Source organism: Vibrio sp. 10N.286.51.C3 (genome assembly GCF_003050065.1).
Lineage (GTDB): Bacteria > Pseudomonadota > Gammaproteobacteria > Enterobacterales > Vibrionaceae > Vibrio > Vibrio crassostreae.
In genome coordinates, this window is record NZ_PIGC01000031.1 from 19,165 (window position 1) to 30,418 (window position 11,254).

Consider the following 11,254-nt stretch of genomic DNA (forward strand, 5'->3'; position numbering starts at 1 on the left):
AGCCCTATTAAGCAGTGAGCAGCACAACAAGCGACCCCATTATGCCGTAAACGTTTGTATTGATTTTTCACTTCATACGGAAACGCCCAAAGTTATTAGCTTTGGGCGTTTCTTCTAGCAAACTGGTTACAACAAACCGAGCTTTTAAAGTGTCATATGCAGAATTGGAAAAGGTTTACCCATATCATCAAGTGGTGAGCGTGCAACAATGTTAAAACCCATATGTTCGTAGAAACCTACTGCTTGTGGGTTTTGTTCGTTTACATCGACTTTGGTAGCGCCCAATTGCTTTATTGCGTATTGCAACAGCACCTTACCTACACCTTGACCTCTTGCTTCATTTAAGATGAACAGCATTTCAACTTTTGAGTCATGAATCCCCACGAACCCTAAAATTGAACCACTTTCATTTTTCACACATCTTAACGTGACAGCGGGAAAAGCCTGCCCAATGATAATTGGCTTAAAAAACTCAATATCTTCTTCTGTAATGAAGTCATGAGTTGCTCGGACTGAATTTTCCCAAACATTAAGCATTTCTGCGTAATTTTCAGGAAGCACATTTTTTACAATCATCGTGTTTTCTCTAAAGTTGACTGAAATTCATGTGCAGCCTCGAAGGGATATTTTACCTGATTTATAGGCTGTCATAAACACCGCCACTTGCTATTGAAGGTATCCACTAGATCGAGGCAACTACAGAATCTGTCTTAAATACTTGTTAGTTGTCTTGGTAATATGTAGGCAGCGATGCATTTCAAATGTGCAATGTTATAATTGCATGGAAGCATTATCTATTCACACTGGTAAAGTCTACGACAACTAAATAATCACACAACAAAAGCAATCGTGAACATAAATAACTTCTTATTCAATAACAAGCCTATCATAGCTACGATCACGCTATGCTTCATAAGCCCACTAATCGCAGAGTACCTACTTGGAATATGGTCGCTAAGACAACTGTCTTCCCTTTTATTTTTGGTTCCATTCTACGGGTTTGGTGCTCTGATTATTCGTGAGGCAGCAAGGCGAACTCACAGTGGTTGGATTGGTATAATTTCCTTTTCACTTGCATTTGGGCTAATTGAAGAGGAGCTATTGACTCAATCTTTCTTTAATCCTAACTATTACCATGCTGACCTGATATCTTTTGGTTTTATAGAGGCAGTAAGCACATCTCCTTTTTGATTAGCAATAATGTTCCTTTTTATAACACTTCCTTTGATATTTAAGCACTACAGACTCAACATCAAGGTTAAAGCCCCTAAGCCCACCTATGTTTTCTTATCGACCATCGCTTTAGGGGGAGTGTTTTTTGGACAGCATTACTTTAAAGAAAGCTTTGGCTTTAGCCAACACTTTGTCGCCTTATCGATGTTCATTGCTTATACAGTAAGTCTAAGTTCAGCCTGGTATTGGAGCCATGCGACCAACTGGCAAGACAGTCACCTACGCGCTTTAGCAATCAGTTTGCTCACAATCTATGGCATGTTAGGGCTGTATCAATATACTAAACACACCACAGCCTTGGGTCACCCTATTACGTCAATTGATCTTGTCCTACAGACTTTTTTGTTTGTAAGTTTGCTTTTACCTTTAATTTACAGGGTGAATCAGCGCTGATGAAATGGATACGACTAACGCCGCAATAAGCGGTGACATACGCGTGCTATGTTTGAGCGTTAGCGAGTCGGCACGCGTATGTCACCGCTTAATTGCTTTGTTATGCTTCTAGTTGTCGAGTTGGTTCTTTTTCCATAGCGATAGCACAAACATGAGGGTGAATAGCAGCATAAATGGCAGATTAATGATTGCCCCTGGTGCATCACCCGCCGTTTCTACTGGTTTGTAAGCGCCTATGTAAAATGCTCTCATTCCGTATTCAATGACACCAAGGAAATACATAAGAGGTACTAGCGCTTTGTATCGTAAGCAAACTACTAGATATATAAAACCTATGACTAATTGCGATAAGCCCCAAAGAGCAAATATACCGATTACTGTAGATGATGCTTCGTAAGAGTATGTATCTAGAGGTATGGTGGCAATAGACTGTGCCCCACCATCTGCTGCAAACAAGTGATGCTGACTACGCCACAACGTAACAGCGGTCAATAAATAGAAAAACCAAAGTGCTATCTTATTGCCAACATAGGTATTATCGATCTGTCTCGGTAAAAATAACCTAAAATCCAACATGTTATATCCTATGACTGATAAATTGATTGAAACATAACGACGCATTAAGTGGTGAGCAACGCAGACCACCAAACCTAAAGTATTGTGCCGCAAACACTGAAACTGAAGCAAACCAAAAATGCCGAGCGTTGGAAATCTGTCTCAAACGCATTGTTAAGTGTTTTGTTGCTTACCCTTTTGAAGCTTACCAATATATCTATGGGCTATGTAAGATAATAATACTGCCAAAGCAATATACAGCGCCCAATGTAACGGTTGTTGCAGGCTCGAAAACAACATGTCTATAGAAAATAGAAGCAATAGCACACTAGCTACTATCAAAACGGCATTTCCTGTCGTCGTGCTAGATTCACTACCGCAATTTAAACAGACATGGTTTTTCCAACGATTAATTTTCAATGCATTGAAGTAGCTAACTCTCTCACCGCAATATGGACACTTCATATTCTCTCCTTGAAACGATGTTCCATTAACTGACACCTAACGCCGTGTTGTGTATTTTCTAGCTTACCACTGTTTTTTATAGTCTCTGCTTTGTTGGAGCTTCCTATCCCTGCTATACACAACCCCATCAGAAAAACCGATAGTAAATTGAAAGCAAATCCATACCTCTCGTTTATAGGGGCATCGATCGAACCTGTCCAGTATGTGAAATGCACGCTCAACCCTGTAGTAAAATCATACCTATAGGTGGGGCTATATATCACGATTACTTGAGCCAAAAAAAACACGAACAATAACCAATTAGCTATTTGCATTTTGGCGTAAAGTAGGAAGCAAAAAAGCAATCCAATCAATACATAGACCGTGTATGTGATGTTAGTTAATCCATAGTTGAAATAGTATCCAACCACCTTGGAGGCTCCCATGAGAATCATAGCGAGAGCTAGAATTAACAGTAATTTATTCGTTTTAGTCATTTTAATCTTCCTTGATACATAGACATAATGCCCCCACGAGGTGCTAGCCTCCAATATCGTGAGTTAGCTAAAAGCCAGAGCCATAATTAGTGCGTTAAACAACTAAATTGGGAGGCTAGCATTAGTAAAGGTAGCATAATTTTCATTGGCTTAGATACGCATAAGTCATTTATTCAAGTCGCTGTTTTACAAGAACATCGAGAGGCAAACCCACAACAGTTAGGCCGTATTAAATCCAATAAGGCCGCGCTAATTAAATTGGCCAAACCGCCTTAATCACTAAAACTAACGCATAGTTAAAATGCCACGCGTTGAGAATCATCCTTGAACAATTTGTTAGTTTTCCGATTCCACAAAGTTCAAGATATCTTTGTAATTATCTACAACAATATCGACGGAGTTATCGTCGTGATAAACTCGATAGAGCTTTCCGTTTTCGCCATCATTAACATTGATAAAGTATGGATCTCCAGACCCACATAAGCAGCTACCAACGGCTATATATCCAGACTTAACAACGTTGATACCCGGATAACAATGGCTAGTTTCATCTTCAATTTCCGAACGTGTAAATACCTTAACGTCTGCCCCTAACTCTGATAAATCAAAGTCATCTGGGATCTCAAATGATTTATTTCTCAAATCGTTCTTAGATACAAAATCCAACCAATAATCAGGAATATTCATCGCTGTAAACTCCAAAAGAAAACCAACGAATGACATGGATTCCCCCTACCGAGGATCTGCCACACTTGTGTGGTACTTAAATGCATCGGAGGCACCATGTCTGATTACTCTTATTTCTGCGGTATCGACCTAGCTAAAAACCACTTCAGTATTCATGCTGTAGACCAAAATGGTAAGGTCATACTTCATAAGTCAGTAACCCACTCTAAACTACTGACTACAATAGCAAATATGCCACTCATGCGTATAGGCGTCGAAGCGTGTGGTGGTGCACATTATTGGACAAGAACACTCAATAAACTGGGGCATGACGCCCGTATCATGGCCGTTAAATACGTGGTTCCTTATCGAACTAAAGGGAAGAACGATCTTAATGATGCAGTCGCTATCTGCGAAGCTGTTCAGCGTCCATCTACTCGCTTTGTGCCCATAAAATCCCCCGAGCAATAAGCCATCCTATCGGTACATAGAATGAGAGAGCATTGGGTTCGCGAACGTACCGCGCTTATGAATCGCATGCGCGCCCTACTCTCTGAGTTCGGGTTAATCATTCCTGTTGGCCGCTCTTCATTAATGAAACACGTTCCCTTAATGCTTGAAGATGCAGAAAATGAACTGCCACATCTCGCAAGAACAGTGATTGCCGATGCTTATCACCACCTTGGAGAGTTGAATCAACGTATCGCCGATACTGAACAAGTCTTCGACTCTTTTGCTAAGGTCAGCGCTAATGTTCAACGAGTGATGAAAGTTCGAGGTATTGGACCGCAAACCGCTACTGCGATACTTGCTTCGATAGGCAACGGCTCTCAATTTGATAAAAGCCGTGATTTCTCTGCTTGGCTAGGACTCGTACCAAAACAATATTCAACGGGAGGAAAGCCACGCTTAGGTAGGATAACCAAACACGGCGATAAATACTTACGAACACTATTAGTTCACGGAGCAAGGACCGTGATTGCCAACCTTGGCTACAAACAAGATAAGTTAAGTCAGTGGTGCAGAGGCGTTCTGGAACGAAGAGGAATGAACTGAGCAATAGTGGCACTTGCCGCGAAGAACGCACGAATTATATGGTCGCTTTTACACAATCAAACAGAATATGAAAACTATGCTGCTTAAGTAAAACCTTAAGCAGCATAAAGAGTTAAACCCACCGGGTCATTGCAGACGCTAATGATGGAGATAGGTTAAGACCACTTGCGGAGAGCCTGTTAATGCGGCGGACACACTAGATGTCATCTAACGAATAAGGCACCGCAGTCGCGCAAGTCATCAGGGCCACAACGTATGCGAATCGTCGATAAGTAGGCCGAATGTAGAGCGGCAGTCCAAAACCCATCAACACAAGTTTAGCGGATGTTTGACAACCTGGGGGGAATCCATGTAGCCGCATTAAGGTGTGAGCGGCGCTTGGCTATACTTGAGCGAAGCGAAACTGCCAAGCGTTGCGAATCACTCTTAAATGCTTTGTATGGGCTTACCCAAAACGAGAGTTGTACTTCTCTAGAACCTTACAGTCCAATGAGTACTTATAAAATGTCTTGGACCATATTGAAATATCAGGATTTCCGATACCAGATAAACCATTTATCTCTATGAAGTAATGTGAATCTTCAATCGCAGATAGTAGCCGTATGTGCTCAGTATTTAAATAAGGCATGATTTTTAAAATTTTATCTATTAGTTGGATAGAACTCATGCGGTAATCATTTAAAAATTGAACCCAATTTAATCTTGATGAATCATACGACGAAATCATTGGGGCATCACTGTTTGGGACGACTTTGAGGAAAAATTCATGTATTTTTTCCTGTTCGAAGTAGCCTTCCTCCCCCATATACCCAACTTCCTTTTTGATCGCCCGAATCACACTTATATAGTTACCCACAACACGACGAGACTTTGAGAAAACGTAAGTCTTAACATTATCTTTATCTGATTGTTCTTTTACATGTACGACTATTAAATAGAAAACGTAACTAGCAACCAATCCAGTGCAGAAGTTATAGTACGCATTTAATAGCTTCTCACCACATGAAAAAGTTCTGGTAGTTCGCCAAAGTATAAATCTATTGCCAATATCGACGTAATACTTAATAACGCCAACATGCTGATAGTCCGATTTGAGGACCTCATAAGTGAGAAAAACTTCTTCATAATCTCCTAAGCCCTAACGCTCAATTAAGGTGTGAGCGACGCTTGGCTATACTTGAGCGAAGCGAAAATGCCAAGCGTTGCGAATCACTCTTAAATGCTTTGTATCGATAATAAGCACTCCAATCGGGTAATGTGAGACCCAGGCTTTAGCTGCAACTAAAGCTTTCTATGTAGTAGTTCGTTTAAACGCTGGCTCCTCTATCGAGAGACCGATAACAAACATGAACGCTACATAGGACTTCAAGCATAAACCTCGAATAGTCGACTGGGTCTCGAACCCGCATTACGCAAGCATGAGTTAGCTTATTATGAATACCAAAATCAATCAAAGCATCAACGTTGGAGTTGATACCGGCAAAACACAATTAGACATCCACATCAGGCCACTAGACCTATTTTTCTCAGTAGAGAACAATGATAAAGGCATCAAAAAAGCACTCAAAACGATTAAGAGTCACAGTCCTGAACGAATCGTTATTGAAGCTACAGGCCGATTAGAAATGCCTTTTGTTCTTGCATGTGCAGAGGCTCAATTACCTATTGTCAGAGCAAACCCTGTCCACATAAAACGATTCGCTGGTGCTATTGGCCGCAGAGCCAAAAATGATCGTTTAGATGCAGAATTGATCGCTCACTATGGAGAAGCAATCAAACCAGCTCTTACTGTCATAAAGCCAAAAAACATACGCCTAATGAGTGACTTAGTCATTCGCCGAAACCAGTTGTTATCCATGCAAACCATGGAAAAGAACCGAATCCAGATACTTCCCGCCTCTCTCCATCCGACTATCAAACCAATGCTAACCACGATAAAAAATCAAATCACCAAGTTAGAAGAAAAGCTCGTTAAACTCATTGAAGATAGCCCTGAATACCAAGCTAAAAACACAATATTGCAAAGCGTCCCAGGAATAGGAAACATTGCCGCTGCATCAATAATTAGCAACGTACCTGAACTTGGTTACATCACGAATAAACAAGCAGCATCACTGATTGGCGTCGCTCCAATAACACGTGAAAGTGGTCGCTACAAAGGTAAGCGCGTAATCCAAGGCGGTCGAGCGCAAGTACGAACCGTTTTATACATGGCGATGATGTCAGCTATGCAATGTAACCCCATATTCAAAGCGACTTATGCTCGACTTTTAGCTGCTGGGAAACCTAAAAAAGTCGCAATAATCGCGTGCGTACGAAAGATGGTAGTGACACTTAACTCTATGCTCAGAGATGGCGCCATGTGGGATGAAAACACAGCCAAAAATTAATCATTGACGCCATAGTCGTTTGTTATGAAACTTCACCTTGAACCACTATAGTCGCAGTGTTCATCAACTAAGTTTTTTGGATGACTCCCTTTGCGAAGTTCATTACATAGGCGAGTGATTAACTGCACTACTGAATTATTGGTTTCTTCTACATTGTAAAAAAGACTCAAAGGTTCTTTCTGTTCAACCCCTGCATAACCAACATATTGTTTGTCATCAACAACGGCATCTATCCCTAATATGATTGAATCAAGAGAGTAGTCGCTGGGGTTCTTATCGTTTTCGTTCGTTGGCGGAACATTATAGAACTTGGCAGCCAACGGATTAAATACCGGTAAAAAGGTTTTTAAAATACCTTCAAGCACTTGTTCAGCTGGGGCACCTTTGAGTTGTTCTTCTGTAAGGTTCATAGAGCTAGTTAAAAGATACAAATTATAGTCAGGGTAATAGGCTAGCTCACTAGAACAATATTTATCTGATTTGCTGCATTTTTCGATTTCAAATATTTCAAATTGGTTTAACAGGACTTTATTTTGAATGTCTAAGACGGATAGCTTCGTGTCAATGAACTTCACATAGTTATTTCCTGATAACAAGGCGGTTTTATTGTACTCCCAAAATGAACGCTTGTTCTCGGATGCAGTTAGGGAGATGGAGTAAGAAATAGTTATTTTTCTATCAACAGGATTATGAGAAATGAGTTTAGCGTTAAAGAAACTTGTAGCTTTTTCAGAGATTGCGTAAAGCTGTCCGCTTCTAAGCGCTTGCGCGCTGATGTTTTTGTTGTCGTCCATATCTGATTTAACTTCACGCCCGGCTAATAGGTTGTCTATTGCACGAGAATTGAACGACAAGCTAGTACAATTAGATGAGTCTAGACATGACTTAATGGTTGATGCTGGATGGTAGTTCATAGAAACAGTGGAATTAGTATCATCAACTTGAAATTCAGCAGCATTTGACTGGACAGGCGTAAAACCTAATAGCATTGAGCTCAACACCGTCATCCATGGTAAATCTTTCATTAATGTATCCTAATTTTCGTAACGCCCAATTAAGTAGCTGACAACGCTACCAAAACACTCAAATTTAATACCTAAATCACTAAAGCTAAACCGAGTTGAAAATACCAAGCGTTGACAGTCTGCTTAAATTGCTTGTTATGTAAACGTGTGCACCACACTTGTAGACAAGAAGGTATACAGCGCAACTCCTGAATAAACAACGAATAATATAGGGAAAATAAAATCAGAAGAATAAACCCAAACATTATGTACTGTGACAAATCGTGAGCGGTATGACTTGTCAATTAGACTGCGTTTGTAATGAATTTCATGGAACTCACCAGATAAAGTCCCTGCATCTTCATCGTATTCATCATCACGCTTGTCATGTTCTGCGTTGATTTCAGCCTGCGTCATTCCCAGAGTATCACCACGTATGTTTTTTCCCTTGTAATCGATCCATGTTGGTAACAGCTTTTTGATTACTTCAAGGGAAGAAAGTACAACGAATTTAATAGATATAAACGTAAGAATCGCTAGAAGAAACCACCCAGCTACAGTTTTGTTGCCCTCTAGGTTCAGACCTATGATTTCAATTTTCCCAGGCAATGCGCCTGTCATTGAAATGAAAAGAGCGATACCTGATAGTATTAATACCTGAGTTTTTACCTTTTCAACCTCACTACTAAATTTAAACACTTACAGCCACTTCCCTCAATATTATTAAGTTTACATAACGCCTTGTTAAGGTGTGAGGCACGCAATACCGAAGCTTACGCATCCCACCTTAACCACTAAAACCAACGCATAGTAAAAATGCCACGCGTGCCGAATAACTCTTGAACAATTTGTTAGCCCTTTTTCAAAAGGTTAAGACTTGTATACGACAACCAAACCACCAAGATTGCCAGTAAGTTTAGAGAAACTGTTACTTCATTAACATTCACACTTATCGGTACTTCAACTCCAAAAGAAAAGGCTAAGGAAAAGTTAGGAGTCTCTATGCCTATAATCTGAATTAAATAAAGAGCGATCATTAACTTAAATACCCAAAGCTTCTTTTTTAACAACCCGTAAAAACTAGACAAGTTCAAGCTTAGCATCACTAAAACAATTGCAAATGTGAGAAAAAGACTCGAAGAGCTCAATTGATTTACTTGGGCAAGCAAGGTAAATGGTAGAAACAGAGTAACTGCAACAGATATACCCTGCAAAAACAGCAAGAACTTTGTTCTTTTTAAATGATTTTCAAACAATTTTTTATTTTCTCCTTGAGGGCTAACGCCCTGTTAAGGTGTGAGCAACGCAATACTGAAGTTGCCGCATGCCACCTTAAACACCAAACGCAACGCAGAGCGAAAATGCCAAGCGTTGCGAATCAATCTTAAACAGATTGTTATGAAATACTTGCTAGTTAACTAAATGCATAAGTTCTAAAATATGATTGGTATGAGGACTCAAGTTATCCCGATCTTTCTCGAAACGGTATAAGTGATTTTCGTCAACGAAACTCAATGCAGTTCGAACCATCCCGATACGGCTATATTCTGCCTCTACGTCTGGCATTTCTTCTAACTTTGGAGGATATAAAGTTTCGTATTCTTCAACAGCCGCCTCTGCCCTGTTAATAATATTATCAACGTCTTTTAACGTCCGGTAACCATAATCTGATAGCTCACCAATCATTTCGACGACACTGGATTTAGTCGACTCACTTCGATTTGGAAACTTCCACTCCAAATATGCAATAAAGTTATCTAGTTCAATCATTTCACTCAATGCTAATTCGCTATTTTGTGCAATTTTATCCACGACTTCAGTTTGGTACCTTAAGCGAGCTGAGCGAATACTTTCGAATTGGTCATCTGCGGTTTCAAATAATCCTGACAAAGCGTTTAGTTTACGTCTAAGGTGTTTAGGAACATCAGACTCTTGTTTGTAGCTTAAATGGTGTGCGACAACAGCCCATGCGTCTTGTAAAATTGTTCTAATCTGAAGCTCACAAACTAAACCGTGGAGCTCATCGTATCGAGCGCCAGTATGAACAGGCTTCAGCCTGATCAAGTAATGTAGTGCACCATATCCAAACTCATCCGTTTCGTAGTCTTCGACTTTGTCAACTTTCTCAATAATTTCGAACTCAGACTCTACGATACTTTCGATAACCTTTTTGTCCTGAGAATATAAATAGACAACGCGAGCACCTGCAAAGTCTGTAATTTCCTCAAATGGGTTTTCATAACCTTTACGGAATATTTTTTCGCAGAAGCTAGCTTCTGTTTTAGCCCTAGCGGATATAGAAGACACCTCAACATCACTACCAGAAAGTTTTTTCTTCAAAATGAACTCAACTTCCGAACAAAGCGATTGGTATTTAGAGTGGTTCTCATAAAATTTTTTTATGTACTCAGGGTTTTTATCCCAAATTATGTCTTTATACTTGTTTTTCATTTTAATTTTCCAACTGTATTACATAACGCTTAAGTATTTATCCGTTGTCGTAGCACAATGGATAAATACCTGTTGGACTTGGCTGCTTCTATCTATGGAATTTGCTTTTTAGGACTGACTTGCGTTCCACTCTTATCATTAAGACCGGTACCCCGTCAGCCGTCCATTTTCCACTTCTAGCCGCCAATTTATCTACAGCGACTATACCCGTTGCATAATCTTTTTAAAAGCGAACAATGCCCCTCTCTCGCCATAACACAACGATAATTTTATTCATTATAATCAGACAACTAGGTCAGTTGGTACTCTGAAACGACTATCCTAGGTCTAATATTGATGCACACGAGTACCATGCTGTTTCTATGGCAGTTCGGACAACAAGGTTTCTCTTTCAGCACTTCCGATTTCTCTGCGGGTCGCTTTCGTAAGCTTTGCCTAATTTCCGCTATCGCTTTACCCGTACAGCATTAGCTAAAAAGCCATAGTAGCGTATTCGCATTAGCCCTTTAGGCAACACATGTAAAAGTAAGCGTCGAAGTAACTCGCCCGCATTACAACACATTCT

The 11,254-nt window shown here is 40.1% G+C and carries 8 protein-coding genes and 3 pseudogenes; 3 read left to right on the top strand and 8 right to left on the bottom strand.

The genetic code is table 11. From position 1 onward, the window contains the following. Positions 1-144 precede the first annotated feature (144 nt). On the bottom strand, positions 145-576 hold the full coding sequence (locus CWO27_RS22640) for a GNAT family N-acetyltransferase (protein WP_107899554.1): 432 nt from the start codon (positions 574-576) through the stop codon (positions 145-147). Between the two features lie 1,158 nt (positions 577-1,734). Next, positions 1,735-2,202, bottom strand: a complete 468-nt coding sequence (locus CWO27_RS22650; RefSeq protein WP_107899556.1) for a hypothetical protein — start codon at positions 2,200-2,202, stop codon at positions 1,735-1,737. 1,040 nt (positions 2,203-3,242) lie between these two features. Here CWO27_RS22650 and CWO27_RS22665 point away from each other — a divergent pair. After that, positions 3,243-3,389 (top strand): annotated as a pseudogene (locus tag CWO27_RS22665) (IS110 family transposase); the annotation flags it as partial. A 69-nt stretch (positions 3,390-3,458) separates the two neighbouring features. On the opposite strand, the gene CWO27_RS22670 reads toward CWO27_RS22665, so the two are convergent. Next, positions 3,459-3,845, bottom strand: coding sequence for a hypothetical protein (locus tag CWO27_RS22670; RefSeq protein ID WP_240698878.1), 387 nt, complete (start codon positions 3,843-3,845; stop codon positions 3,459-3,461). 60 nt (positions 3,846-3,905) lie between these two features. Here CWO27_RS22670 and CWO27_RS22675 point away from each other — a divergent pair. Further along, a pseudogene (locus CWO27_RS22675) lies at positions 3,906-4,931 on the top strand (IS110 family transposase). A 1,346-nt stretch (positions 4,932-6,277) separates the two neighbouring features. After that, complete coding sequence (locus tag CWO27_RS23680; protein WP_206360870.1) at positions 6,278-7,234, top strand: IS110 family transposase; 957 nt, start codon at positions 6,278-6,280, stop codon at positions 7,232-7,234. 32 nt (positions 7,235-7,266) lie between these two features. Here the strand turns inward: CWO27_RS23680 and CWO27_RS22690 are convergent, their stop codons facing one another. The 5 genes and pseudogenes from CWO27_RS22690 to CWO27_RS22720 form a co-directional block, all read right to left on the bottom strand. After that, positions 7,267-8,259, bottom strand: a complete 993-nt coding sequence (locus tag CWO27_RS22690; RefSeq protein ID WP_107899560.1) for a hypothetical protein — start codon at positions 8,257-8,259, stop codon at positions 7,267-7,269. A gap of 135 nt (positions 8,260-8,394) precedes the next feature. After that, positions 8,395-8,937, bottom strand: a complete 543-nt coding sequence (locus CWO27_RS22695; RefSeq protein ID WP_102344598.1) for a hypothetical protein — start codon at positions 8,935-8,937, stop codon at positions 8,395-8,397. A 152-nt stretch (positions 8,938-9,089) separates the two neighbouring features. After that, on the bottom strand, positions 9,090-9,494 hold the full coding sequence (locus CWO27_RS22705; RefSeq protein WP_102431438.1) for a hypothetical protein: 405 nt from the start codon (positions 9,492-9,494) through the stop codon (positions 9,090-9,092). A gap of 154 nt (positions 9,495-9,648) precedes the next feature. Next, positions 9,649-10,689 carry a GTP pyrophosphokinase gene (locus CWO27_RS22715; RefSeq protein ID WP_050922185.1) on the bottom strand — a complete coding sequence of 347 codons (1,041 nt, stop codon included), beginning with the start codon at positions 10,687-10,689 and terminating at the stop codon, positions 9,649-9,651. 290 nt (positions 10,690-10,979) lie between these two features. Further along, a pseudogene (locus tag CWO27_RS22720) lies at positions 10,980-11,254 on the bottom strand (transposase); the annotation flags it as partial.